The organism is Kovacikia sp. CALU 1929, from assembly GCF_056784235.1.
In genome coordinates, this window is the sequence record NZ_JBXBCF010000024.1 from 1 (window position 1) to 25,110 (window position 25,110).

General features: G+C 47.8%; 21 protein-coding genes. 6 read left to right on the forward strand and 15 right to left on the reverse strand.

From position 1 onward, the window contains the following. Nucleotides 1-188 precede the first annotated feature (188 nt). From AC1S52_RS01700 to AC1S52_RS01720, 5 genes are all read right to left on the reverse strand, one after another. On the reverse strand, nucleotides 189-434 hold the full coding sequence (locus tag AC1S52_RS01700) for a hypothetical protein (protein WP_482027312.1): 246 nt from the start codon (nucleotides 432-434) through the stop codon (nucleotides 189-191). 339 nt (nucleotides 435-773) lie between these two features. Then, complete coding sequence (locus AC1S52_RS01705) at nucleotides 774-1,511, reverse strand: ParB N-terminal domain-containing protein (protein ID WP_482027313.1); 738 nt, start codon at nucleotides 1,509-1,511, stop codon at nucleotides 774-776. Further along, complete coding sequence (locus tag AC1S52_RS01710) at nucleotides 1,508-2,104, reverse strand: nucleotide-binding protein (RefSeq protein ID WP_482027314.1); 597 nt, start codon at nucleotides 2,102-2,104, stop codon at nucleotides 1,508-1,510. The genes AC1S52_RS01705 and AC1S52_RS01710 overlap by 4 nt, the downstream gene beginning before the upstream one ends. A 54-nt stretch (nucleotides 2,105-2,158) precedes the next feature. Then, a complete protein-coding gene (locus AC1S52_RS01715) occupies nucleotides 2,159-3,217 on the reverse strand; it encodes a PDDEXK nuclease domain-containing protein (RefSeq protein WP_482027315.1) in 1,059 nt (352 codons plus the stop codon). Between the two features lie 170 nt (nucleotides 3,218-3,387). Further along, nucleotides 3,388-6,579 carry a DEAD/DEAH box helicase gene (locus tag AC1S52_RS01720; RefSeq protein ID WP_482027316.1) on the reverse strand — a complete coding sequence of 1,064 codons (3,192 nt, stop codon included), beginning with the start codon at nucleotides 6,577-6,579 and terminating at the stop codon, nucleotides 3,388-3,390. A gap of 236 nt (nucleotides 6,580-6,815) precedes the next feature. Between AC1S52_RS01720 and AC1S52_RS01725 the strand changes: the two genes are divergently transcribed. Next, nucleotides 6,816-9,176 carry an nSTAND3 domain-containing NTPase gene (locus AC1S52_RS01725; protein WP_482027317.1) on the forward strand — a complete coding sequence of 787 codons (2,361 nt, stop codon included), beginning with the start codon at nucleotides 6,816-6,818 and terminating at the stop codon, nucleotides 9,174-9,176. Nucleotides 9,177-9,185: 9 nt separating this feature from the next. On the opposite strand, the gene AC1S52_RS01730 is transcribed toward AC1S52_RS01725, so the two are convergent. The 8 genes from AC1S52_RS01730 to AC1S52_RS01765 all read right to left on the reverse strand — a co-directional run bounded on the left by AC1S52_RS01730 (nucleotide 9,186) and on the right by AC1S52_RS01765 (nucleotide 19,738). Further along, nucleotides 9,186-12,149, reverse strand: a complete 2,964-nt coding sequence (locus tag AC1S52_RS01730) for a DUF1156 domain-containing protein (protein WP_482027318.1) — start codon at nucleotides 12,147-12,149, stop codon at nucleotides 9,186-9,188. 6 nt (nucleotides 12,150-12,155) lie between these two features. After that, nucleotides 12,156-12,815, reverse strand: coding sequence for a Uma2 family endonuclease (locus tag AC1S52_RS01735; RefSeq protein WP_482027319.1), 660 nt, complete (start codon nucleotides 12,813-12,815; stop codon nucleotides 12,156-12,158). Nucleotides 12,816-12,857: 42 nt separating this feature from the next. Further along, nucleotides 12,858-13,355: a DUF7680 family protein gene (locus AC1S52_RS01740; protein WP_482027320.1), complete on the reverse strand. Its 498-nt coding sequence runs from the start codon at nucleotides 13,353-13,355 to the stop codon at nucleotides 12,858-12,860. Nucleotide 13,356: 1 nt separating this feature from the next. After that, nucleotides 13,357-16,416 (reverse strand): ATP-binding protein, encoded by a 3,060-nt coding sequence (locus AC1S52_RS01745; protein WP_482027321.1) that lies wholly within the window; start codon nucleotides 16,414-16,416, stop codon nucleotides 13,357-13,359. A gap of 474 nt (nucleotides 16,417-16,890) precedes the next feature. Further along, nucleotides 16,891-18,480, reverse strand: a complete 1,590-nt coding sequence (locus tag AC1S52_RS01750; RefSeq protein WP_482027322.1) for a hypothetical protein — start codon at nucleotides 18,478-18,480, stop codon at nucleotides 16,891-16,893. A gap of 280 nt (nucleotides 18,481-18,760) precedes the next feature. Next, a complete protein-coding gene (locus AC1S52_RS01755) occupies nucleotides 18,761-18,919 on the reverse strand; it encodes a hypothetical protein (RefSeq protein ID WP_482027323.1) in 159 nt (52 codons plus the stop codon). Nucleotides 18,920-18,933: 14 nt separating this feature from the next. Next, nucleotides 18,934-19,524, reverse strand: a complete 591-nt coding sequence (locus AC1S52_RS01760) for a Uma2 family endonuclease (protein ID WP_482027324.1) — start codon at nucleotides 19,522-19,524, stop codon at nucleotides 18,934-18,936. A gap of 10 nt (nucleotides 19,525-19,534) precedes the next feature. After that, nucleotides 19,535-19,738: a hypothetical protein gene (locus tag AC1S52_RS01765; RefSeq protein WP_482027325.1), complete on the reverse strand. Its 204-nt coding sequence runs from the start codon at nucleotides 19,736-19,738 to the stop codon at nucleotides 19,535-19,537. A gap of 58 nt (nucleotides 19,739-19,796) precedes the next feature. Between AC1S52_RS01765 and AC1S52_RS01770 the strand changes: the two genes are divergently transcribed. Together AC1S52_RS01770 and AC1S52_RS01775 are read left to right on the forward strand one after the other, a co-directional pair. After that, nucleotides 19,797-20,147 (forward strand): hypothetical protein, encoded by a 351-nt coding sequence (locus AC1S52_RS01770; RefSeq protein ID WP_482027326.1) that lies wholly within the window; start codon nucleotides 19,797-19,799, stop codon nucleotides 20,145-20,147. Beyond that, on the forward strand, nucleotides 20,137-20,550 hold the full coding sequence (locus tag AC1S52_RS01775; RefSeq protein ID WP_482027327.1) for a hypothetical protein: 414 nt from the start codon (nucleotides 20,137-20,139) through the stop codon (nucleotides 20,548-20,550). Before AC1S52_RS01770 ends, AC1S52_RS01775 begins: the two co-directional genes overlap by 11 nt. Nucleotides 20,551-21,764: 1,214 nt before the next feature. Here AC1S52_RS01775 and AC1S52_RS01780 read toward each other — a convergent pair. Both AC1S52_RS01780 and AC1S52_RS01785 read right to left on the reverse strand, forming a co-directional pair. Further along, the gene (locus tag AC1S52_RS01780; protein WP_482027328.1) at nucleotides 21,765-22,568 is read right to left on the reverse strand and encodes a hypothetical protein; all 804 of its coding nucleotides are present in this window, start codon (nucleotides 22,566-22,568) and stop codon (nucleotides 21,765-21,767) included. 259 nt (nucleotides 22,569-22,827) lie between these two features. Continuing rightward, on the reverse strand, nucleotides 22,828-23,181 hold the full coding sequence (locus AC1S52_RS01785; RefSeq protein WP_482027329.1) for a Tn3 family transposase: 354 nt from the start codon (nucleotides 23,179-23,181) through the stop codon (nucleotides 22,828-22,830). 153 nt (nucleotides 23,182-23,334) lie between these two features. Here AC1S52_RS01785 and AC1S52_RS01790 point away from each other — a divergent pair, with 153 nt between their 5' ends. The 3 genes from AC1S52_RS01790 to AC1S52_RS01800 all read left to right on the forward strand — a co-directional run bounded on the left by AC1S52_RS01790 (nucleotide 23,335) and on the right by AC1S52_RS01800 (nucleotide 24,986). Beyond that, nucleotides 23,335-23,751 carry a hypothetical protein gene (locus tag AC1S52_RS01790; RefSeq protein ID WP_482027330.1) on the forward strand — a complete coding sequence of 139 codons (417 nt, stop codon included), beginning with the start codon at nucleotides 23,335-23,337 and terminating at the stop codon, nucleotides 23,749-23,751. A gap of 336 nt (nucleotides 23,752-24,087) precedes the next feature. Next, nucleotides 24,088-24,255 carry a hypothetical protein gene (locus AC1S52_RS01795; protein ID WP_482027331.1) on the forward strand — a complete coding sequence of 56 codons (168 nt, stop codon included), beginning with the start codon at nucleotides 24,088-24,090 and terminating at the stop codon, nucleotides 24,253-24,255. A gap of 17 nt (nucleotides 24,256-24,272) precedes the next feature. After that, on the forward strand, nucleotides 24,273-24,986 hold the full coding sequence (locus AC1S52_RS01800) for a hypothetical protein (protein ID WP_482027332.1): 714 nt from the start codon (nucleotides 24,273-24,275) through the stop codon (nucleotides 24,984-24,986). Nucleotides 24,987-25,110 lie beyond the last annotated feature (124 nt).

The window sequence follows — 25,110 nt, forward strand, 5'->3', positions numbered from 1 at the left end:
CTGTCCGCCGCCCCTCCTCATCTTCGCATCCGCAATCTCCTCCGCGAAACCCCCCCAGGAGACTGCCCCCCACCGCTGCCCCTCCCCCAAGCTGGGGACTCCATGTTCAGCTTCCTGTAATCGAGTCGCTAAATCCACCTCCGCCCTTTGTGGAATCACTCGCACACCCCCAGGTGATTTCCTAACTTCTAACCTCGCTTCGATGCCCCCCTCCCGGTACATCGATAACCACGTTTGCTCCGTGTGTCGATGTTTCCGTTCGCTTTCGCAATCACACTGATGCTGGGAGCGTTTTCATGCTTGAGCCCGTACAGCACTTGCAATCGTTCCTTTGCACTCGCTTTTTCCGCTTGACGTAACTGCAAAGCTAAATCATCCAAACTTTCCTTCACTTCGATTGAGGTAACACCCACGATTGGCTGAGTCTGAAACACTACTTCTCAGTCTAAATCATTTGCCTTCTACTCAATTTAAATTGGTATAACTTTAAAGTCTCGCTGAATAATACCCATGAGCAAGAGGATGGGACGCACAGCCGCTTTGGAGAGAAGGAGTTAAGAAAAGATTGCGTTTGGTTTGCAAGGATATGGGAAAAGTTGCTTCCAAGCTATTAGTGTTGATGGCATTTCTGGAGCACACTACTTGCGGAATCAGCAACCTTAAAATGCAGTACACAACAAGCAAGAAACTGCTATATGGAAAACGGCTAAAAGGTGATTGACTGTGTGCAGATCAGCAAAAACTCTGTTTGCTGGCAGTGGAAACCTCCATTGCTATATATCTAAAACTTTCTCGATTAGCTCAACGAGTTCTGGTAATTTTTCAAGCAAATCTTTCTCTGCTGGAGTTTGGGGTTGTTCCTCTTGCCACTTATTCAACCTAGATAAAGCTTGCTTCAAAAGTACGACACGTGTCGTACTTTTTTCTGTCACCTTTTCTTGAGGCTCATCATCTCCCAAATACCGTTGAATTGTTCGCAGGTGCTTGCCAACGACTACAGCTAACGCAGGCATCAAAGCCTTCTGCCCCTTCTTTGGTCTACCTTTCACATCCACATAGCCAGATTCACGCAAGCGATCGGCTATTGCTCTTACTTCAGTCGGTGTATAATCTCGCCGTTGTTCATTCTCAGCAACTTCAATTTGTAACGCCAGTTCATGGTCTTCATCGGCACTGAAGGGCAAACGCCGAATCGGGATGAGGTCACCGGGAAAATTCTTGTGATATTTGTCCGGCTGACTTTCTTTCAAATGATTGATTGCTGCTAAGCGATGCCCACCTGCCAGGAGTCGTCCTTGATTGTCGATAACCAATGGTTCAATTAAGCCCAAGACTGCGATCGATTCTGCTAGGGACTCGACGTGCTTCAGATTCAGAGGGCGAGTATCTTGCTGTCGAGTTTGAATCTGAGCTAGCGGCAAGGTACTGTCTTGGACTTTGAATTGAATTTGCTCTTCCTGCCGACCTTGTTTAGCTTGGGCTGCGGCAATGATTTTATCCAGGTTGGTCATTTCTTCACCGTCTTAGCAATTTCTTTCCCAACGGCTGTGTAGTCCGCCCAGGCTTCTGCTGATTTAGGATCTTTAACGTCTGAAACCGGAACCCCTATATTTTCGGCTTTCAGATAGACTGAGAACCGCCGAATCATGGTATCGAATACAGGTAATTCTGCTTTTTTTAGGGCAGACAATGCCTTATCCCCTTCCCGGCTAGGTTTGGGGGGGACAACGGTCAACAGAATTTTATAGCGATCGCTGGACAAAATCGCCAAGGTGCTAATGGTCGCTTCCAGGGAAAAGGTGGTTGGTGTACAGGGGATCACCAACAGGTCTGAAGTGTCAGCTAAGGCAACTAACTCTTTATCTGTTGGTCGAGCAGCGGTATCAATCACCAGATGATCGTAATCATCGGGAACCGAGTCCCCATCACAGACGACAAACGGAAGTTTTTCTCCACCACGCTCGTACCAGTTAATTACGCTGCGGTTCAAATCTCCGTCTGCCAATACGGTCTTATTGCGCTTAGTCGCCAGGTAGTTGGCTAGATGAATTGCTGTGGTGGACTTACCAACACCACCTTTGAAACTGGTTACGGTGATAATCATGGGGGTATTCTATCCTGCAAATCATCAACTGATTACGCTTTCCATCCACTCAAACTACTCCCCCTTTTCCCCCAGGTCGGTAACAGCAGCTTCTAGTTCCATTTCTAACTGTTCAACAGTCGGTAAGTTGGATTGTAGGTTGGGGGGAAGCTTCGACTCTAACTGGAACGAAGAAACCCCGATTGGTTGATGGCTACCTTGCAAGGCATACTCAACCAACGTCCGATCCTTTGATTTACACAAAATAATTCCAATGGTTGGATCATCCCGTTCTGATCGCAGCAAATTATCGACGGCGGCTACATAGAAGCTCATTTGTCCCGAATGTTGCGGCTCAAATTCCCCCATCTTCAAATCGATCACCACATAGCGATGCAGCGGCACATGGTAAAACAGCAAATCAATTCTGTATTCTTTGCCGCTCACTTCAATCGGGTACTGACTGCCCAAAAAAGCAAAGCCAAACCCTAATTCCAGCAGGAAATCGCGAATATGTTCTACCAAAGCTTTTTCTAGTTCCCGTTCCTGTGCTTCTTCGGTTAGGGTTAGGAAGTCCAGATGGTAAGGGTCTTTGACTAATTGCTGTGCCAAATCGGACTGGGGAGAAGGGAGAGTGCGGGCAAAATTTGTGACAGCGCCGCCTTGCCGCTCGAATAACCGGGTTTCGATTTGCATGACCAAAATGTCCCGGCTCCAACCATTTTCCAAAGCTTTCCGGGCATACCACAGGCGTTCTTGTCGGTCCTTTAGTTTTTCCAACAAGGCAATGTTGTGTCGCCAAGGCAATTGGTCAACGCAGCGTTGGCTAATTTCTTCTTCAGTATAAGCCTCGGCAAATGCTCGCATATATTTAAGGTTAGTCAAGGAAAAGCCTGTCATTTGAGGAAACTCCCGTTTCAAGTCTTTGGACAGGCGTTCTATTACTTTGCTCCCCCACCCTTGCTGCTGTTGCCGCACCAGAATCTCACGACCTACCTGCCAGTACAACAAGATTAGTTCCTTGTTAACAGCTAATGCCGCCCTGACCTGAGCTGTGCGAATCCGCTTTTTCAGACCATCCAAAAGAGCAAGATAGTTTTCATCTTCAGGGAATAGGGTAGGAGTCTTGGGCACAGTTTTGCCTTAGTTAGCCTAATGTTTAGTAAAAGAGAACGTGTATGAATGACAGTAACATTGACCAAATCTAATTGGGGACTGGGTAAGCATTAAGTTGAACTCAGCGGAGTGGGCGACTGCTCCGCTGAGTTCAACCAACACCCTATTTAAAGCAGAGATCCAAGTAGCTACTCTGACTTAATTGTCTGATAGAACTCCTGATTGGTCACACCTAGAAGAGAACTATATTCTGATTGCGTTGGAAACAAAGGGGTACCAGGGGACCAAAGTTCTACGCTGTCAGAATGCTGGTCGTAGTAGTCAGGGTCTGTGGTGATGCGTACTGCTTTGCTCATGCCAGGAGCCAGGTAGGCGAAATCCTTAGAGCCTGTACGCTCAACCTTAATACCAGGTGGTAGCAGGTGAGCGCGTTTTACAACCTGCTCTAAATCTTGTAAGCAATATGCAGGTTCAGGGCGAGCAGGTTCATCTAAATTCTCTTCAGTCACGGCATCTAAGTCGAAGCTTTGTTGTTGTGCTTGGGTAACTTCTTCATCAATTTGATTCAGCAAATTCTGCCGATCTCGCTCCCGGTCCTCACTGCGGCTTAAAACCAGGTTGGTGATGGCATTGGGAAGTCGGGACAAAATCGGTTGCAAGCGACCGACGACTTTTTGGAAGAACTCAATGCGTTCCTGTAGGGCAACATAGACATCTGTTTCAACCGTGTTCTCATAGTGGAGATTGTAGATGCGAATGACTGGATTCGATTGTCCTAAGCGGTCGATGCGTCCAATGCGCTGTTCGACCCGCATTGGGTTCCAGGGCATGTCGTAGTTGATTAATGCACCGCAGAACTGGAAGTTTAACCCTTCAGCTGCCGCATCAGTGCAGAGCATGATATCCGCTTCACCTTTGCGGAACCGCTGTTTAGTTTGTTCCCGGTTGATTACACGCCAGCTACCGTCCTTCTGTTGAATTTCACCTCCACGCCCAGAGAAACAGATGACTGACAACCCTAAACTACTGGTTACTTCCTGCCGGAGAAAGTCCATTGTGTCAGTGAATTGGGTAAAGACAATCACCTGTCGATAACCATCTGATTGAAGCTGTAGCAGTAGCCCTTTCAACCGTTGCGCTTTGGTGTCGATCGATAACACTGACACCTTTGCTAGCAAATCTTGAAGGTCAACCGATTCTTCCAAATTCAAAGCTTGTAGTTCTAACTGCGCTGCTTCCTCAATATCGGGAATGTCATCCATTAATTGCTCATCCGGGAGGTCATCCTCAAGATGAGGTCGCTGGTAGGAAGTATTGAGTTGTTTTCTTTGTAGTTTGGCTAGGCGGTCTTCTAAAGTTTGCGCCAAGGCATAAAAGCTGCTGGACAAGCGCCGCCGATAAATGGTCATGACAAAGCCAACTGCGTTGCGATCGCCCGCAGCAGCATTGTTGTAAGTTGTGGCAATGTAGTCCTCAACGGCATCGTAGACTTGACGTTCTGCTAAAGATAGGTCAATGAACACATCATTGACGTTGCGTTCAGCAATGCGAGTCGAAATCTTGCCAGCTTTGTAATACTGACGTAGCAGTTCTCGAGTGTGGCGGGAAATGAGTGTACGAACAGGGGTATGAGCTTGCATGATATGCACCGCTGCCTCCCGCTCGTCCGTTTCTAACTGACGCAGGGGAATGGTTGCTTCAGAACGGAGAGCACGGAGAATCTTCTTTGCTTTGATACTGCTTTGTCTGGGTGCTAGCCGTTTAGCAAGCTCATCACTGATGGGTTCAAAATCCCGTTCGATCGCCCGAAACAACCGTGCCATGTAAGCTAATTGCTCATGGCTAGGAGCGGCTTTACCTGCTAGCTCAAAGAAACGTAGAAAATCGGCGGCGGTCCATTCTGCGGGTAGTCCCAGGAGCTGTAACAAATCCCAAACCTCGATCGGATCGACTTGCATGGGGGTTGCTGTCAATAGCACCAGACCTTGAGTCCGATTCCGAAGACGCTGCATGAGCGATAATAGCCGATTGGGGCGCTTGTCTTGCAGATTGCCGGTTTGTATACCACCGCTGCGCCGAGCATGGTGGGCTTCGTCTAACACAACTAAATCCCAGGGATCTGCTTGCTCCAACAGCTCTTGAGCACGTTCACGTCGGCGCATCAGATGGCTGGATACAAGAACAAATGGCTCTTTGTGCCAGTCTTCTCGGCTAACAGTCTTTACGGGTGATCCTTGAAAACCAGGAGATGAATACCAGTGCAGAGCCTTGCCATCGTAGATGGGCCAATTAAGGTTAAATTTTTCCCGCAGTTCCACCTGCCACTGCTTTAATACAGCAGCAGGTGCCATCACCAGGATGCGTTTGGCTCGACCACTCAACCAGGTCTGCCGTAGTAACAAACCTCCCTGGATGGTTTTTCCCAATCCCACTTCGTCGGCGATCAGTAATTTGGGAGGCCAGCGATCCCACATCCGTTTGAAGGCACGAGCCTGGTGGGGCCAGGGAGCAACAGCACTGGTTGCTTCGCCAACCCTTTCACCTTCTGGCACTCTCTGAGGAGCCTGCATAATGTAGCTCCAGACGATCGCCCTTGGATTGACTGTTGGCTCTGGTTCTGGTATCGGTTTCGTTTTTTCGGGGGGCGGAACACGGTACTGTCCACCTGCCTCTTCTACACGCCTGGGACGTTGTCCTTCAACGGGAGCAAACTGGAGCAGGCGATCGCGCATTGCTTGGGGCACATCGACAACAAAGGCATTGGGGGAGCGATCGCTCCAGAGGGTTGTAAAGCTGGTTTCTTCGGCATCGACGTGGTCCGGTGTTGCCCAACTAGTGAAGACATGAAAACTCTCCCAGTTATGCAGCCAACCATTCACTGTTTCGTTAATGCTGCCTGTGAAAGCAATCCGGTTACCATCAGCATCCTCGATGATTCCAGCTTTTTCGTGAAAAATTACGTTATCGGAAATCGGTCGTCGTTTAGCATCGCAGGGAATAGCGACTTTAACTTCGAGGATTTCATGCTGGATCAACCAGGCAAGCAGCTCTAAGGCATTGCGGGCAGCCTCATCTGGTGGCTCTAAGGGCACTGTGGCGAGATGGTGCTGTATTTGTTTGCGGAGATCTTCTCCTTTTTGAATCGCTTCAACTTCGGGAGGATTAAGGGTGCATCCAACTAAGAGCCGCATTGTGCCCTGGTTCTGTATAAGTCCTTCTAACCCTCTCATAGCAAGGGAAAGGGCGGCAGCAGAGAAGTAGCCGGTGGTGCGCCAGTAGCGTTTGGCGCACCACAGTGCTGGGATGTAGAAAGATTGGACAATACTGCCACCGTCAGGGCTATATTTGGTTTTCCAGGAAGAGTCAGTTAGCTTAGACATAGCATACAAGTTAAGAGACGGATGATTGCTCTCCTACATGATGCTCAATCTTTTTAGCTATGTCTGCTTTGCTGTTTAAGTTAGTTTAGAAAGACGGAGATGTAATCGAAAGTATGTATGTGCTTACAGCACACCTGTAGCTTTTAGTTGATATTGAAATACTAATCTCAGTAACTGCTCATAATCTTCTCAAAAAAAGCCTCTTGGTATTTTCCTTAAATAAGTAGTAAGTATATATGGCTAATTATGACTTTACCAATTTGTCTGCCTATGATTTTGAAGATCTTGTACGAGATCTTCTTCAAGAGGAGCTCCAGCTTACATTGGAGTGCTTTAAAAGTGGACGAGATAGCGGTATTGACCTGCGATATAGCCGGGAGCCAAACAAAAGAGTGATTGTTCAGTGCAAACACTACAGTGCATCTGGTTATAGTCAGTTATATAACCGGATGAAACAACAAGAATTGAAAAAAATCCAGAGGCTGAAGCCCTATCGCTACATATTGGCAACATCTGTTGGGCTAACTCCACAGAACAAGGAGGAGCTTAAAGCCCTGCTAACTCCCTACTGTTTATCTCCTAGTGATATTTATGGAAAGGATGACTTAAATAATTTGATCAATCTTTTCCCAAAGATAGAGAAGCGAAATTTTAAACTTTGGTTAACAAGTCAAACGGTTCTTGAGAGAATTCTTAATAACTCAATTTTTGCTCAGACAGAATTTGAACGTGAACATATAACCAAGAAATTGAGATTTTATGTTCAAAACGAAAGCTTTGTAAAAGCTATTAATATTATTGATGAGGCTAATTATTGCATCATTTCTGGAATACCAGGGATTGGCAAAACAACTTTGGCAGAAATCTTACTAGTACACTTCCTATCGCTTGGCTTTAGCATCATAAAAATATCAAGTAACATTAGTGAGGCATTTTCTGTTTATAATTCATTGGAAAATCAGGTTTTTTACTATGATGACTTTTTAGGTCAGACTAGTCTCGAGCATAAAATTAACAAGAATGAGGAGCATGATATTTTACGATTCATTGAGTCAATCAAAAGCTCAAAGAATAAAAAGTTCATCCTTACTACAAGGGAGTATATTCTTAATCAAGCTAAAGCTGTTTACGAAAAATTTTATAGTTCAAATTTTGATGTTTACAAATACGTAATAAATCTTTCGGATTATACAAAATTTGATCGGGCTAAAATATTGTTTAATCATGTATATTTTTCAGGTCTAAGTCAAGATTATAAGAATTCAGTGCTCCAAGGAAAAAATTATATGAAGGTTGTTAATCATCCAAACTTTAACCCTCGGATAATTGAATGGATGACTATTTATTTAGAAGGCAAAAATGTTACTAGCTCAAACTACATTTCTGAATTCATTAAAAACTTGGAAAATCCCATCAGAATATGGGAACATGCTTTCATAAATCAAATTTCAATCTATTCTAGATATCTTTTGTTATTGCTATGGAGCTTACCCGACGAAACTTTAATCGAAAATCTTGAGCAAGCCTTCCTAACTTTTTGTAATCATAAACAAAAGCTTTACTTTATCAGCTATGACGCGTTGACGTTCAGAAAATCCCTTAGAGAGTTGGAGGGAAATTTTATCATTTCAAATAAGGTTGACAATTTTATAGTTGTCAAATTCCACAATCCCTCAATAAAAGATTTTATTGCAAACTATTTGCTTAATAACGTTATCGAAATTCAAGAAATATATGAGACGGTTCTCTTCTTCGAGCAATGGAAGAAACTATGGGATGAAAAAAATAATTTTATTAATTCAATAAGGAAAGATTTAAAGGGTGATCAGCTTGCTCATTTCTCAAGTGCTGTAAAAAGAACGTTCAAATCTGAATCTTGCCGTCTAGATAATGTAATGTTGCCTGGTAAAGGAATAGTGAAGATGAAATCTTCTATTTCTTTGGAAGAGAGAGCAATATTCTTTTTAGATAAACTGGATAAATGTGGAATAGTAGAAGCCCATTCTGTTAGTAATTGGATAGTTGAACAGTTAGTTGATTCTTTGACAACCGAATTATTTGTTAGAGATGGGGAAGAACTACTTCAATTTATAGTTCACGTAGATGCAAATAAATATATTAACGAAGATCTCAGGCAAAAGGTAATAGCTTTAGGAAAAAGCTTTTTTATTGAATCTATATCTGCCTTCGGTCGCGATGAAATGCTTGATGGTTTTATTGGTTTGGGGGATTTTCATCATAAATTCCCGACAGAATTATCGAATGAAGAAATTGACTACATAGTTAGTGAGTTTTTAGAATTTGTTCATTCAGAAGCCGGAAAGAAGATAAGTGAGATTGAAGCAGATGAAATTATTAATGTTGATGGGATTAAAGAATTTGATTCAGAAGTACGGAAGGTGGCTTCAAAATTTGGGCTGAATATTCAAGACTTCATCACAGAGATTGAAGACTTTTTATTTCATATAGATGAACTTCAGGCAAAGTATATGGGAGATGCTGTGACCAGCCCTGGAGATGAGATGGAGTATTATTTACAGGAAAATAAAGGTGAAGAGGAAATTGATTCTCTGTTTGAAATTCTTCGAGAAGCCTAGCTAATAATTTTAAGATTCTGCCCATAGTGAGAGTTGCTGCGGCTCATCGATCTGCTCTCTAAATGCCAATCGGCGCAGATTTTCTAGTGCCTCAAAATCGCTGGCAGCGGGGATGGCGGCTTTGACGGGGTCGAAGCCAGTGTAGGCTTTGGAGGGCGGGAGAACTTCCAGGACTGCTTCCAGGGCAGCAAGGAAGCGAGGTTCTTTGCTTAAGCCATTTTTGTCGAGCAGTTCGCGGGCGGCATCCAGATTGCGGGTGCGTCCCAGGTAGGCGGCATGGTGAATAGCATCGATTAGTCCTCGGCTGCCGTCGGTGGCTCCGAGGGTGCCTTTAGCGGCGCGGGTGGCGCTGTCCCACAGGATGACATCGCTGCTCTTTTTCTCACCCAGGATTTTGACGACTTCACGATCGATGTCTAAACCAACGACACGCGCCAGCCGCAGCGCTTCATCGTAGGGGAACTGGGGGGCTTTGAAGGCATCCCAGGCGAGGACGAACCATTCGGTGATGGGGTCAAGTTCGTGAATTCGCTGGGCGTTAGTGAGTTGTTCCAGCTTCCAGCGTTTTACTTCCCGACGAGCAGATTCCAGAGCATCTTCGGGGGTGACGCTGTAGGGATCGGTATCGAGAATGCTTGCTTTGCTGCGTTTGGATTTGCCGGGGGCTACTTGCAGTTTGGGCTGTCCCCGTTTGACGGGCCAGTGGCGGGAGAAGACTTCTAGAGCGGGACCGAAACAGGACAGGTAGAGATCAACGCCCCGAATGCCAGCGGTTTGGAATTCGCCAATCCGTTTGAGAACCGCCTGAGCAACAAGAGGTTCCAGGTCTTCCCAGTACTGGATGGCATCGTCTGGGGTTTGGGTGCGGGGACGGCAGACGAGAAAGATAGTGCTGTTGGCAGCAGATTTATCCTTGATGTGGAGGGAACCTTCGGCTTCGGTATTGATGGGCCAGCTTGCTGTGATAACAAACCCTGCTTTAATGAGTCCTGTAGTCAGCGCATCCCACGCACCCGTGGCTTTGTGGGTAAACATTAAGGTGAGGATGCCGTCAGCCTTTAACACTCTCCGACACTCGGTAAAGATAGCTGCCATCCGTTCCTGATAGTCCAGTTTTGCTAATTCTTTTGCCCCTTTCTGTCCCTTAAATTTAATGGGGTTGGCGACTGCTTCATTGTCTTTATCCGTGAGGTGCCGAGTGAACAGTTCTGGATAAAGATAACCTGCGGTGCGCTTAAGCCAGACGTAAAAAAAGTCTGATAGTTCTGCATACATGACGTTGTCGTAGTAAGGCGGGTCGAGAACTACGGCATCTACGCTGGCATCACCTAAATGATCAAGAGAGTCACCTGACTTGCAGGTGAGGGAAATGGGAGGACGGACAGAAGTGGATGTAGGCGAGGTTTGGAAAAGAGGTAGATTGTGATTACCGTTAGTTATTTGAGGTACGGTTAATTTAAGGAGTTCCTTAATACACTTTGATACTTGTTCAAACGCCCAATCATAGCCTAAACCTATTATTAAGGGTGCCATTTCTGCATATGACCATTTGAATCCAAAGTCGTGACTATCAAAAGTATTCACCATAACTTCACGGCTGCTATGCCAGCGAGTTAGCCGGGAGTTGTAATCACGTAACTTGTCTAATGACAAGCCTAGATAGCTCAACGCAGCTTTCGTTATTTCCGCATAATCAGGTTTCCGTTCCTCTTCTGCCAGTAATTCACGAAAGGTTTCAACGCTAACACCATGACAGAGTAACTGGCGGGGTGAAAACATATATTTCCAATGAGTTTCACCACGTTTCAAAGGTAAATCTGTTCCAGGTCCCGTTCCATCGCCTGTTTTATGCCCCACAGGAATTTCTTCAGAAGGGACAAAATCCAAAGCTTCCCATTCTGGTAACTTTTCTGCCAATACCTGTTGAATCCGTGGGTTAATATCATCCTCTGATCGAGGGACACGGTAGCCTCGATCCCATTTTTCACGAGTCTTTCCTGTTTTGGTTTTGGTGGCGATGCGTGTTTTGTAAACAATGCAGAATAATTGCTCTCCCATGCCACCTACCTGTGCCTGTCGCTTAATCTCATCCCCTTCGATCACGCGTCCACAATCAGGATAAGGACAAGTAGCATCCCCTCCTTTGACAGTCCCTTCGGAATGGTCTTTGTCAAAGTGAACAATTTCAAACTGGCAGATGCGGTTAGGATCGCCAACACCAGACCCAAGTTGAGGCAAGAGACGAACACCAGTGCCCTTAGGAGCCAGTTTCCAGTTGGGAGAAAGAGGAATCAATCCTTCACAGTAGGGACAGCGGATGGTACGTGCCCAGAGATAACCGTTAGGTCGGCAGTTGGGATCTGGTTCATCAGGAAACGCCCAGGCTAAACGTTCCCGTACTCGTCTGGTAAATTCCGGCGTTAGCCGTTGAAACTCTTCTAAAACCTCTTTACCAAATTGGCTTGGCCATTCATAGGTTGCCCTTTGAACCAGTACTGCAACTGGATTTAAGTCATTGGCTAAAACTTCGCAACCCAACCGCAAGCTTTCAAAGGGGATGCTGCCACCGCCAGCAGTGGGATCTAGAACTTTAGGCTCGTCTATGTTGAGCTTTTGTGATTCATTTCTAAACCATGCTAAGTCTTGTTTAGATGGGGTGTAACTAAATGCGCGCGGATAACCGTAAGCATCTGCGCCTAGACGAACTCCCTCTCGGTCTGCTTTAGCGATTCGCTGTTTTGCCTTTAATGGATCTCCGTGAATGCCAAGAATGTGCTTGAACTGTTTGCGATCGCAGTCCGCAGGCAACAACGATGCCAATACGGCTGCCCGTGAAGCTACCAATGGTCGCCGTGCCCACCAGACATGCAAGTAATAAATGGGGGGCAAAGCCGTCATGGAGCGGCGCTCTCGCACACTTTCCTCGCTCAATTCTGCGATCGGCAACCACTCTTCAATCAGGCGTTTGGTCATAGTTCATTACTCTAATGTGTCTGGATCGATGCCGAGTTCACGGAGTTTGGTGCGTGCCCGATCCAGCGTTTGGCGAACTTGGTCCCGTTCCTGAAACAGTTCTTCTGGGTCTTTGAACCGCTCTCCATTGGGGTAGAAAACAGCTAGGCCGTCATCAAACATATCGAACTTAATTCCCAGGGTTGGGGAGGTCCAGGGCAGATTGAGGCGGGTTAACAAGGTTGGGCGTTCATCTGCTGTTTGGCGAATCAAGCCCCAAAACTCAAAACTGTCTGGGTCATAGAAAAACATTTCAAGTACCCGATGGCGGTCATAAAACCCTTGTTTCTGGGAAATTTCCGTCGCCGAATTGCTGGGAGAAATAATCTCAAACACAACCTGGGGAGGAATGTTGCTCTCTTCCCATTGCTTGTAGCTGCCGCGATCGCCATCCGGACGACCCAGCACCACCATGACATCGGGTGCTTGGCAGGGGGCAGGGGGCTGCTCCACCTGGATGGGATACCACAACAGATCGCCTGCCACAAACGCCGTTTGCCCTTGCAACAGTTGCTTCAGATTGGTGACCAGGCGGACAATCCAACGATATTGCTTCGTGTTATCTGCCATTGGTTTGCCGTCAGAGTCAGGATATAAAACCTCAGACGCTACTGCTGCTTGAATCATGGCGATTCTCCCCGTCCATGTAGATTGAGTGCGATACCGCTATCAGGTCTCCGTTAGTAACAAGCGTAACGCTGCCAGCACCCGACGGGGATTTTTACGATGCATTGCCATGCCTAACCAATAAGCCGCTTCCTCCCGACTCATTGCCTCAATCCCCTCCACACACGCCAGCATCTTGTCCCGATTTCGCATCGGAGCCAGCACCCGAAAAACTAATCCCAGCATTAACGCCAGGTACTCATCGAGGGGATAAGCCTTCGGTTTCTTGGGCTTCAAACCCGCGATCGTGATATCTGCTTTTGCCAGTCGCCGCAATACTCGATGCTCAATCAGTGCCATGCTCCGCCCCTTCAACCCGGCAACTCGCACTGGTTGCGTCATCTGCGGTGTTGCCACAGACGGAAGCTGCCATACCTCCAACTGCAAGTTCCCTGTGCCCAGGCTCTCTGCCCGTAATTCATACTGCGGTTGCCCAGTATAGGAATTTACTGCATTCGTCCGAGCCGAAATCTCTGGTTCCATCAACTCTAGAACTGGCATTTTAAGAAGCTCCTTCGGCTCTGGCGGACACATGGGCTGCCCCAGCACCCAACCGGCTGAGACGCTCTGTTAGCTTCTCAGGTTCACCCCCACCCAAGTCAAGCCCCTCGGCAAACTCAACCGTGTAGGTTGCATGGAGATTCTTGCCAGTCGCTGCCCGCACTTGAGATGCCAGAAAATCCTTTACTGGTAAGGCATCCTCAACCTGACCATTGAACTCAAAGCTGAACATACTTCCTGCCGTTGTTTCGTACTCGCCAGAGAAGTTTACTCCCACTTTTGACTTTGGAATCGCTCGGATCATACCAATTAACGTAAAGGCATCGCTGGCATCAAAAATTTGGATTTCCAGCAGGGCGATCGCCTTCACTTGAGCCGAACGTGCCTGCTCCCACACAGAACCCAACGCCTCCCTTAAGGGACCTTCCGCAGTAAAAGCTCCCGGCTGTGCAGGGGTGATGGGGAGAGTAACACCACCTGTACCTGTGCCAGTACCCGTACCAGTTTCACTACCGCCGCTATCCCCTGTTCCCGGAGTGGTCGTTCCACCAGAACTGCCATCTGGTGGGGAGGTCGGTGAAGATTTTGGGGGCCAGATATCATTGTCACGGGCATATTCTGCGGTGTAAATGTAGGAGTTTTCATCAATCTTGATGGTTGCCCCCGGTTGCCCCTTACCCCAGATTAAATCCCCACTGCGGTAAACAAACTCACCCGACTCAATCCCCTGCACAATACCTTTGATGAAAACCTGATCACCAACCAACATCGGCAGACCTGGATCGCGGTAGAACTCCAAACGCAAGCTGGCTGCCGTCACCTGTCCTCGCCGCAGTGGGGTCTTGTCCCGAATATAGGAGGGCGCATCTGGCATATCCTCTGGGAGACGCAATTTCTTCTGGGCTTCTCGTAGTTTGCGAACAACCTGCTTTTGTCCCTGACCTGGAGCTTCTGAGGTGCTTGGATCTTCCATCGCGGCATAAGCTAGATCTACCTCTGACCCCTCTAACCGGGAGCGGGAAGGATAAAACACATATCGATAGGCTTGCTGGACTGCTGTGGTCACTTCAAACTCAGACTTCTGCTCTAACTCCTTCAATTTTTCCTGTTGGTGAGTCGCCAGCTGAGAAAGGACTTCCGGTCTCTTCAAATCCCTCAACGCCAGTCGGCGGCGCATTTTGCTCCGCATATCATCCACTCGATCGCTGTCCGCACAAAGGAACACCAGGTTATTACGGTTAATCCGTAAATCGCCACTGCTACCTTTCTCTTTGAAGAGTCGTTGAACTAACACCGGAACCTGAACTTGACTGCTCCGAACCACCTCTGCTTCATAACCAATAATGGCAAGGTAGGGCTTCCCCTCACCTGTGTCGTCGGGGATATCGTATGGACCGCCTGGGAACGGAATGTCTTGAAGCGTGGTTCCCTTAAAAATTGTGCGAATGCGATCGTTCAATTGGGCACGGACTTCTGCTGGATCCACTAATTGCTCGTAACGGCGAGTCATTTGAGTCAGATTAGCTTCCGTTAGAAATCGAAGGGGCACGTTGGGGCGATCGTCCAGATATGCCGAATTCTGTACAAAGCGGCGAATCGCATCATCGACAAAGCTCAAGTTTGACCCCGGTGACAGGTTGGAGTAGCGTAATTGTTCTGACGTTAAGCCCTTTAGTGACTCGTTGAACGCCAGGGAATGGAACAAGATTGTACGGGCTACATAAGCAGCATAAGGAGGTAATCCCTTGTAATGGGCTGCATCCAATTCCTGTGCTAAGGAAAGTTGGTCACCCTCTACCCCTGCCACATCTGAACGGATTGCTGGTAGATACTGACTCAACCCCAACTTGGTGACAATCTCACGCCGGATATTCTCATTCCCTGGATCTAGGTGATGGAGATGGACGGCATAGGTAGACTGGGGTTGCTCTTTCCAGAGTTGGGCGACTGTCCGAGCTAGTAATCGTAGCATCCCCCGAACCCGCTGAAAGTTGCTTAACGTTGACGTTTTATCTCGCAGGGTTTCGATTAGCTCCGGGTGTAGGGGATATCCATTCCGAAAGGCTTCCAACCGCTTGTCTGCTGCGGTGGTTGAGGAGATCGCTTCCCGTTGTTGATCCCACAGCCGCTGATACTCCTGAATAACAGCTTCGGCACGGGCATCATCAATGAAATCAAACAACCGCCGTCGTAAGACCTTGACGGTTTCATCTTCTTCCGTTGGGTCGAGCAAAGTTGCTTTCCGAGCTGACACGCTCATCAGCTCATCCATTTTGGCCGCAATGAACTGGTTCTCTTCGCTGTAAGCATCGGTCGCCAATCCGCTCTTGCCGATCGCCAAGGTAAAAACCAGTGCTGCTCTGGGGGAAGATTCCACCGCTTTGAATAAACCAGTCAGAAAAGCAGTGAGTTGCCCACCAGCGCGATCTCGTTCCTTTGCCTTCAGTTTTCGTAGATAAACAGACAATTCATCCAGCAGAATCAGAGTTGGCTCATTGCCAAACAATTCCCGAATAGTTTCTGCACCTGGCGCAATTCCCTGCTCATCACTAGCCTGAATTAGCTCATACCCCTTCCGCCCTGCCAGTCCATACGCCAGCTCTCCCCAAGGGGTTTTAGCGCGAATCCCCTCCCCAACCAGACGACCGTTGACTGGGTCAGCATTCTCACCATCGAATGCAGCGATTCGTATCCTCCCGGTGGGTATCAATGCTGGATCAATAAACTCCGAGGTATTTTGAACTCCCTGCATCCCATTGACAACATGGGTTAGGGCAATCAGAGAGTGAGTTTTACCTCCCCCATAGTTTGTATCCAGTCGAAAAATCGAAGCGACTTGCTCACTACTTCCCTGCAATCGCAAACAAACGCTTTTTAGAAGTTCCTTCAATCCCCTCGTTGGATGAGTATTCGCAAAGAATTTGGCTGGAATTCGATACTCGTCAGGAGCATCTCCTCGCAAAACTTGGGCTAAATCAGCCGCAAAGTCCGATTCTGCAATTCGACCATCACGCACATCTGGACGCAGAGAACAAATCTCGAACAGGGTTGGCAGGGTCATAGTAGCTTCCAGGACACTTTATCAACTCAGCTTTGGTAAATACCAGGTATCTTTTGCTTGACAGCACAAATCAATGGGTGAGTCGCTTACTCCTTATAGCCCACCCAAATTAGATTGCCCAGGATTGAATTAGCTTGATTGATGTGAACTTTAAAGATTCCCTGATTAACGGGTCGGAGACCCATTCGTGTAATTTGGTATCACGGTAGGCGTTAGAAGCTTGCGGAACAAAGCTTTCAGCAACCAAGCATGAGATAGACAGGAACCGTTTTGTCGGTGTGTGGATCAACAAGGGCAGTGGCGAGCGCGTTGGGGCAGAGCGTGATTGATAACTTCGACTCATATTTTGCTTGGCTGCCAATCACTGCGTGGTGGGCAATTAACCACGATACTTTGACAGATCCACCTGGAATGGTGAAGCCGACATAGCCTGAAAAGCCACAAGCGCAGCCGTAACCGCAGTGCTACCAGCGCTTACGGCGCTTCCTGGTCAAAGGGGAGTACCAGATGTCCTTGTCCCGCCAAGCGTTGTCGTTTCTGAGCTTTTTCTACCTGTCGCCTTGCTTCTACCTGGTTTAAGACCTGTTTGATATAAGCAATCCCCTCCTCCTGGGTCATATTTCTCGGTTCTACATGGCTCAAATCCCTGATGGGAGTGGTATTACACCCGATCGCCCATGGTTCTAGACATTCCAAAGCGCTAGAACTCCCATCAGACAGCGTATTACACCCGCTTTCACCCAATAAGTTTGTGTGATTGTCGAAGCCAGATGCCGTCCACGAGCAATCTGGCTTCGCATCACTTTGAAGCGCGCCCATTGTTGCGTTTTGTAAATGTCTGGGATGCCAGAGATCGCGGTGACGATAGAGCGTGGTGCCACTCAGTCCATAGGTCACGAGGGCATCAAAGCGTTCGGTAATACCTGATGGCAGTGCTTCCTTGTCTAAGAGGTCAGCGACTGCTTGTTGAATGCGTGCTCTAGCCTCGGCTTGCTGCTGCTGGTTCCAGTTTGGTTCTGACTCGTCAGGCTGATCAGGACTTAACTCTCCTGGGTCTACTGGACGTTTGTCGGTGCCGTAGTGAAAGTAGTGGCTTTGTTCAATGGCGAGCATCCATTCCTGAGCACGTTTCTCGACCTCATGTTGATGCTGACACCAATCGTGATAGCCGGGGAGGTCTTGGGCGGTTGTGACGATATCGTGGATTAGCGCCTTGCCTTCTAACGGCTTGTCACTATAGAGGACATGCCCAAAGATATAAGAGCGCATGGCAATGCGTCCGAGTAACCGATTGGTTTGTCCGGGACCGGTCCAACCCTGCTCAATTTCGGCATTCAGGTCATTCAAGAACTTATCGGCTTTGCCCGTGACGCGGAACTGTCGCCGTCGCGCCGCTTTGAGAATGCGGTCCAGCGCTTTGGCATCGAGACTGTTGCGCTGTTGGGCAAACTGCCAGTGCTGCACAAACGTCTCCTGGTTGCCCCAGATCATTTGCAAGTCTTGATTCAGTAAATATGACCCCGCCTGCATCGGTAGACGGTGACCGTTGTAGAGACTATGCTCACCACTGGTGACATAGGCTTTGCAGTTGGGGAAGACTTCCATCTGACCAGGAGCCAGTTTGAACCCATTGTTTTCTAGCAGTGTGGACACCGCCAGGGCGATCGCCCATGTCTTCTGTTCAGTATCAAAGGGAAAGTAGAGGTGCAGCCCACCGCTGTAGCTGGAGGTGCAGACGACGGCTTGCACCAGTCCTAAGACTTCCAGCGCTGCGAGCATTCGTTTCCAGGCAAAGCGATCTCGCGTGGGGTGGTAAGCACTCCCTTTGTCCACATCGAGGACACAGTAGTGAGTGGTGGGACCAAACCGGACACCGTAGAGCGCTGTGCCCTGTTGCAGCAGGCGATCGCTGAGGGGATGGCGACTTTCCGTTTTCCATTCCGGGCGTTCGCCGGGGTTTGGATGTTCTGCCCACAAGTAGTCATAGCGGTGGGGGAAGAGGGAGAGAAACGAATCATCCCATTCCTGGACAGAGGGAAACTGGGGAGAGAGGGCAGGTTTCATTGGATGCCCTCCCGGTTGTCAAAACTTGTCAGATACACAATGCAACTCCTATAGCTGGAACAGCAGCAGATAGGAAGCCATGCAAAATTTGGGTCAATTCGTCAAAGATGTTGCACCTTTTGACAAATTGCCACTAAAATTGGCATAGCAAAGCTGGTGACCTAACAACCTGCCCGTCAAAGCATCAGTTAGCGTCCCTGCTCCTATCCTTCAAATCGAATAAAAGCCTTTTGACCCCTTCTGTTTCGCCGCAGTGGGGGTTTTTGGCTTCTAGGGTTGCCTAGAACATGACGGACACTCCTTTCGCTACAAACGTGGAAACTTGTTGTTTCACCAGCAACTTGCGCTGTTGTGGAAGCTTTGCTGTGGTGAAGTATAAATGATCTAACCGCAGATCCCGTCCACTGGCAAAGTTTTTTAGAAAGTTACGGGTTTGCATGGCATAAACACCTTTTACGAGGGCTGTTGCGCCGCTGCTAAAAACTCCGTCACCGCATCATATTGATCGTGATAGGTGATGTAACGGTTGAAGAGTTGGAGTGGAAAGCTCTCTAGCAGCTCAGTGTTAGCAATTTTCTGGTAACCATCAGCGCGAAGGTGGTAGATCGACAGCGCACCGTCCTCCCAAAACCACACCTCAATCACGCCCATGCGACGATAGCCTTCTAAGCGGTCAACGCCGCCACTGGTGACAGTCACTTCAAACACCAGGTCTGGGTATTGTTTCCGCGTGGCAATGTTAAAGCACTCATCCGGCTCGTTTCTGGCTCCCTGTTCCTTATTTCCCAAGGTGGGACCGCCACGACTATAGAACCGAATCCCGTTGGCTCGCAGGTAAGCTTCTAACAGCATCCGCATGGTGGCTTTTGCATCCTCATGCTCCGCGCTAATCGGCATAATCTCAAGCGTGCCGTCCAGGTAAATGAGCTTTAGTCCTGGAAAGTCTTCCAGGGAACGGTCAATCTCCTCCAGTTGCTCCCAGGTGAGGTTATGGATCACCTTTGCTGGTCTTGGTTGTGGCGGATGTACGAGTTGCGTTGTCATCGCGATCGCCTCATTTATGCTGATTTTGCTCTTCTGCCGTCACCGCGAGTGCAGAGAGAACGATTCGCTCGACCAAATTGGAAATGGTACGACCTTCTTTTTCTGCCCACACTTCCAGAGCCTGCTTTGTTTCAGCCGTGCAGGTAAAGGTGACTTTTTCCTTTTTGGTTGGTGCCATTTCGTCAAACGAAAGGATCTGTGATTCCGAAATCATACTCTCACCTCTGCTTTTTGGGATTAGCTTCAGAAGCTATCAAATAGCTTCTGAAGCTATGCTGGCATCTAATGCAAGATTCATTGCACCGCAATTGCGTCAACAACCATCCCGCAATTTCTACGCAATGAAAACTACGGAAACCATGACTACAGAGGTGATTGAGTCAAATTGGTACACGTTTCGGGAATTGCAGCTTGAGTTAGCTCGTCATCGTGGGAAAGAGGTTCCTGACCGAACGCTCCAATGGTGGACGCAGCAACTCTGCATTTCTACGAATGCTTATGGCTTTTATGAGCCGCAGGATTTGCGGCTTTTAGTTCGATTAGTGTATTGGCTCAAACGAAATCGTTCGCTCACAAGATTCAAAACCCTACTGCTCCAGGAGATTTCAACCCATGCCGATTAACACCGAAGCCCTCAAAGACTCCTTGAATGGACGCAAACCCAAAATCAAACGCCCCATCCCCAACCGAGACCAGCAACAACAGCAGTTGGATGGTCTCAACACCTACTCCCGCACTCAGATTTCTGCCTTAACCCAAACCGGGATTGATCGCATCAATGGGCAGGTGTCCAACTTGGATCGCCGCCTCAGCCGCTACGAACGCGACACCGCTCGTGCAATGGCAGACCGCTTGCGCCAATCGCCCCTCCGCATCCAGCAATACCTGTTGCAAGAACTGCAAGCCGAACCCCAGGAAGCGCTGAACTTCTCCGTCCTGATTGACGATGCCCTGGACGTGCCCGACCTGACCAGCGACTTTCTAGCGATCGCCCCCTGCTCTGCGGTGGGTGCCCTGCCGCTGTGAAAGCCATGCTGCACGCTCGACGGTCGGCACCCACCTTGATGGTCTGCACGATTCATTAGCCAACCCCACAGAAAGGATCTGCCCCATGTTCAAAGCTATCAAGCGATTTATTACGACCTTCTGTCAAGTCGAATTTCCTGTACCCGGCATCGTTGAGCCTTGGGGCTTTGGCTTGGCGGCAGTTCCATTCTGAATCAGAAACCGCCCTCAAAGTTTGGCGACGGTGAGAGCGATTTCCTATCCTTCTGTTCCAAGGATTCTTCCAATGTACAAAGAACCAAATCAACTGGTAAATCGGCTCGTCCCCCTTGCCATTGTTGGGGTATGACACCGTTCCTGGCAATTAAGTACCACATCGTCTGAAACCTTTACTAGGAAGTAGTTACAGCAATCAACTTTCCGCAAAAATGCTCTACCTGACGACATCTGAGAGGAGATCGGGATGCCCTAATCAATCAGGAAGAATAGAAACCTGGGAATGATCGAGCCGGTTGGACATTACACGATCTCTATTGATAAGTTCTGCTAAAGTGGGAAAATCTATACTACAAACGGGTCGGACTGTTTCTGGCACTGTTTCAACTTCAAAAGCCCATATTACAAGCGTAATCTCACAGGCTTTAAGGACTCCAAAGTTCGATCTTGCCGTGGCACTTCTGCCGACTCGGCAACGGTACAAGCCTCACAAGATGATTAGCAGAAGTTATCAAGCGTTTTGCTCCTAAACGCTTGATAACTTCTGCTGTCCGGGCAGTTAATTTCTGTTGGAAGGGACATCACTGAAAGTTATCAATCACTAGCCACCCCGAATTCGCTCCTAGCCCTTTCTGGTCATCAACGTTGCCCAAATCAGGAAAGATCACAATCTGAAAGCCATGTAGAGTAACGGTTATAGCCGATGTGGTACTTAATTGCCAGGAACGGTGTCATACCCCGTATCCTGATTACACCCCAAATTGGATTAATTTTGATGGACAGCTGCTGCGCAGGGAAGTGCAACGGTAGAATGAGGGTTTCAAACCACAAATTAAGAAGAAATCAGGAAGTGTACGGGCCAATTTTGATTAGTACAAGTCCAAAATCAGTCCAACCCCTTACTAATCAAGGCTTTTAGCAATTAGAACCAGCAACAGAAAGCTGAAATGTCTATCTGGTATGGGTTTTAAGGCGATGTGATAAAAAATGCCGGTATCTCGCCTCAATGTACTAGTAAGCTAACCAATTAGCCCCTCAATTGTCTTGCCAGCTAAATCATCCCTCAAAATTGGAACTTTATAAATTCCCTGATCAATACTAGCTTGACATTTAATGAGAAACTTATACGCGCACAGCACATCTGATTCGCTGATTTCTATCTTTTCATAAGGTTTACTAGTGAAAATAGATTGTCTTCCTGCAGTATGTACTACCCTATGCCTTGCCTCTCGCAAATTACAGAAGTCTTGCCAGCCATAGTTACGACCATTATGTGTAACCCTTATGGTTTTCACATCCACATTTAAATGATCTGATAAAACGCCTATACGCTTTTTCAAAAAGTCCCACTTATGGTTATTTTCTAGCCAAGCTGCATCTTCTATACCAGATAGCTTGTGGTCCGCTCTGTATTGATCTCTTGCAACCTTGGGCCAAACAAAATAAAGCTTATTTCCAAGTTCCTTTTCTGATACTAACTGAGATAGCTCCCAAAGTTCTATTAGAGTATTTCCAATTAAAAACTCAAATATTGAGAAAAAATTTATGATTAGTTGCTGCCGTGCAGCTTCAAGATATTCTTTACTATGTTTGCTAAACGCCTGAACACTTTTTATAGATCCAATACTTCTAAACTCGTCAATTATTTCTTTGTTTCTATCTTGACCAAAACTAAAAGATGAAATGTCATAGGGTCCATAGTGTTCAAGGCATGATCTGATAAAAATCCCGTACTTCATGTAGTTATATAGATTTAGGGCGTGCTGAAGATCTATAACAAAATAGATATGACAAGTAAGACTTCTTCTACCATAAATTGCCATATAGCACAGCCTCAGTAGATCAAGAATTTTTTAGACAAAGAGAATAGGAAAGGGGTAGGGTCAGGTAAAAAGCTTTGAAATCAAACCATGACGACCTACCCATCCTCTTCATTATCTCCCACCCCTGCGTTGACCGATGAAGCAACCCTGGAGGTAGCCCTCGATTGCTTGCTAAAGCACCTGCCGCTGGAACTGGAGAACAGCTACTTGGGGTGTAATCAGGATACGTGTAATTTAGTGCCACGAAACGCTGTAATGCTCATTCTATCTGGTTTTCAGCAATGTCGATTGGCAGAGTAATAGCCCCTTCCAAGGGCTGTGGAATACTACCCAGATCGACAACATAATCCCCGTATCGCTTCAGATGCCTGGTTAAATAAGGGCTAAGGGTTGCCAGAATCTCCCGCTTGAGCGGGTACCCTTCTTCACTCAAGGCTCGAATGGCATAGGAAATATCAACCGTGTTTTGCAGAATTACTGCACTTGCGACCAAATCGAGGTACTTTAGCCGCTTTTCCTGCTCCTCTGGGTCATGCTCGGTGATCACCCCCTGTTTGCCAAAGAAGATCCAGTCCAGGAAATAGTGATAGCCTTCCACGACATTGGTGGACAACTTACAAATTAGAAAAGAGCTAACGTCTATAAGCTATAGCCTGAAAGCTTTCCAGCGTTTTGTGGCACTAAATTACACGTATCCTGATTACACCACAATAAGTCTGATTTTTGGCAGTCCACAAAAGTTGGATTAGCCAACTTCAGAAACCAGGTGCGTTATGCGGTTGGGGCAATTGATGAATACCCTGAGCCTGTACAAGCTCCATCCCAGACGGTTGCCCCGCTAGATGAGGAGTTGCAGCAATTGCGATCGCTGTTCAGAGAAGATCCGGACCTGCTGAAAGAGTTTGAGGAAATCGCGCCGGTGTTACCCAGTCTGGATGAGTCAATGCAGGGGGTTGTCCTGTTCTCAATGCGGAATGGTGCGGTGACTGCCAAGCATGTGGTCAACTTTGCCCCCAGTAAAGCACGGCTTTATCGCCCGATTAAAGCTGAAGGTGTGAAACAGCTTTTCAATGAATTAGAGTCCATTGGAATCGGTGTAGTCTCCCAGGTTGGAGAGGATGATCCTAACCCTTACTACCAGGCATTGAGATTTGATGGGAGAACCTTTTCTCCTAATAGTTAAAGGCGGTAGCCAGTAGCCAGTAGCCAGCAAAAACAAATATGCCCTTTTTACCCGTTTTTGGAGTAGTAGCCAGTGGCTACCAGCTACTGGCTGCCAGCTACTAGACCCCGGCTACCCTTGCCCAGTGGGAGTAGCCAGCAGTAGCCACCCTTTTTACCCGGCTACTGGCTACCAGCTACCAGCTACCACGCAGCTACAGGGGTTCCAGGCGACGGCTCGGCGACTGGCTACTGACTGGCTACCGCAAAAGAATCTTTTATAAATCTGAATCAATTGGTTAGTAACTCCCTAAAAGATAAACCCTTTTAACTATCAGTAATAGGAGCGTCAAAAACGATGGACAGAAAAGATGATGGCAGTTTTATCGGTGGTTTCGTGATGGCGATCGCCTGTCTGGTTTGTTTCATCTCTGGCTACTTCCTCAGAGATGCCGGGTATCAGTTCCAGATTCAGCAGCCATCATCTCCCTCGGCTGAACGTAATTACCCAATGGGTTCCCCTTAACCTAAAACCTTCAAACCATGAAACCCATACTTTTTGCTCTCACTGCTGCAATCTCAGCGGTCGGATCTGGCTGCACAATTACCATTCAACCTCTTCCCCTCACTGGCGAGTATCAGAGCAGGGCAAAAGAGACTTACCCACCCCGGTTCGAGCGGAATCAGCCACGGAGGTGGCAGCGATACGAAAGGTTTGGCGATCTGAATCCCCCACAGAGGCAGCAACGGGACAGACGGTTTGGCGATAGCGCAAGCGCTGACTTGTCAGTTCGCCCCCTTTATCCCTCATTCCCCCCTCATTCCTTCCAGCAACAGTCCGTTGCATGGAGCCAGGACAATCCCCGATACCGAAACCGACAGCAGCCTAGACCACCCCGGCAGGAATACCAGCCGCCCCGCTACGAGCGGCAAAACAGGGAAGTAGAGGAAATACAGGCTTACCGCTCACCAGGTGGGAGAAATTGCATTTGCTGGGAGTATGTTGCGGCTAAAATCCCTCGCTACCCGGTAGAACACAACAACGTCAAGCAGTTGGAGCAATACGCTTTTGAGGAAGCTGGATTCAGGCGGTATGACCAGCCGGTACCTGGAGCGATATCCCTGTATCAGGGCGGCGTGCTCGGTACTCCAAATAACAGAACAGGGGAAGGGCACGTTGAAATTGTCGTTAGCGTTGATGCTTCAGGCGTGCCCACTGTGCGAAAAACGGGCACCAACACGGTGATACCAATTTAAACAGTATTCAGGGCAGATAGGGCATCGAGAATAAATGCATACCCTGTGATGGAAGCAATTAGCTCAGGAGTTAACTGAGCAATCAGTTGATCAACTTTAAGTTGGAGTTGGTCGAGTGTTTTGA

Excerpts from the sequence above, each read along its gene's own strand:
- AC1S52_RS01705 (WP_482027313.1), bottom strand. The coding sequence starts at position 1,511 with ATGACCAACCTGGATAAAATCATTGCCGCAGCCCAAGCTAAACAAGGT.
- AC1S52_RS01710 (WP_482027314.1), bottom strand. The coding sequence starts at position 2,104 with ATGATTATCACCGTAACCAGTTTCAAAGGTGGTGTTGGTAAGTCCACC.
- AC1S52_RS01720 (WP_482027316.1), bottom strand. The coding sequence starts at position 6,579 with ATGTCTAAGCTAACTGACTCTTCCTGGAAAACCAAATATAGCCCTGAC.
- AC1S52_RS01725 (WP_482027317.1), top strand. The coding sequence starts at position 6,816 with ATGGCTAATTATGACTTTACCAATTTGTCTGCCTATGATTTTGAAGAT.
- AC1S52_RS01730 (WP_482027318.1), bottom strand. The coding sequence starts at position 12,149 with ATGACCAAACGCCTGATTGAAGAGTGGTTGCCGATCGCAGAATTGAGC.
- AC1S52_RS01735 (WP_482027319.1), bottom strand. The coding sequence starts at position 12,815 with ATGATTCAAGCAGCAGTAGCGTCTGAGGTTTTATATCCTGACTCTGAC.
- AC1S52_RS01740 (WP_482027320.1), bottom strand. The coding sequence starts at position 13,355 with ATGCCAGTTCTAGAGTTGATGGAACCAGAGATTTCGGCTCGGACGAAT.
- AC1S52_RS01745 (WP_482027321.1), bottom strand. The coding sequence starts at position 16,416 with ATGACCCTGCCAACCCTGTTCGAGATTTGTTCTCTGCGTCCAGATGTG.
- AC1S52_RS01750 (WP_482027322.1), bottom strand. The coding sequence starts at position 18,480 with ATGAAACCTGCCCTCTCTCCCCAGTTTCCCTCTGTCCAGGAATGGGAT.
- AC1S52_RS01755 (WP_482027323.1), bottom strand. The coding sequence starts at position 18,919 with ATGCAAACCCGTAACTTTCTAAAAAACTTTGCCAGTGGACGGGATCTG.
- AC1S52_RS01760 (WP_482027324.1), bottom strand. The coding sequence starts at position 19,524 with ATGACAACGCAACTCGTACATCCGCCACAACCAAGACCAGCAAAGGTG.
- AC1S52_RS01765 (WP_482027325.1), bottom strand. The coding sequence starts at position 19,738 with ATGATTTCGGAATCACAGATCCTTTCGTTTGACGAAATGGCACCAACC.
- AC1S52_RS01770 (WP_482027326.1), top strand. The coding sequence starts at position 19,797 with ATGCTGGCATCTAATGCAAGATTCATTGCACCGCAATTGCGTCAACAA.
- AC1S52_RS01775 (WP_482027327.1), top strand. The coding sequence starts at position 20,137 with ATGCCGATTAACACCGAAGCCCTCAAAGACTCCTTGAATGGACGCAAA.
- AC1S52_RS01780 (WP_482027328.1), bottom strand. The coding sequence starts at position 22,568 with ATGGCAATTTATGGTAGAAGAAGTCTTACTTGTCATATCTATTTTGTT.
- AC1S52_RS01795 (WP_482027331.1), top strand. The coding sequence starts at position 24,088 with ATGGACAGAAAAGATGATGGCAGTTTTATCGGTGGTTTCGTGATGGCG.
- AC1S52_RS01800 (WP_482027332.1), top strand. The coding sequence starts at position 24,273 with ATGAAACCCATACTTTTTGCTCTCACTGCTGCAATCTCAGCGGTCGGA.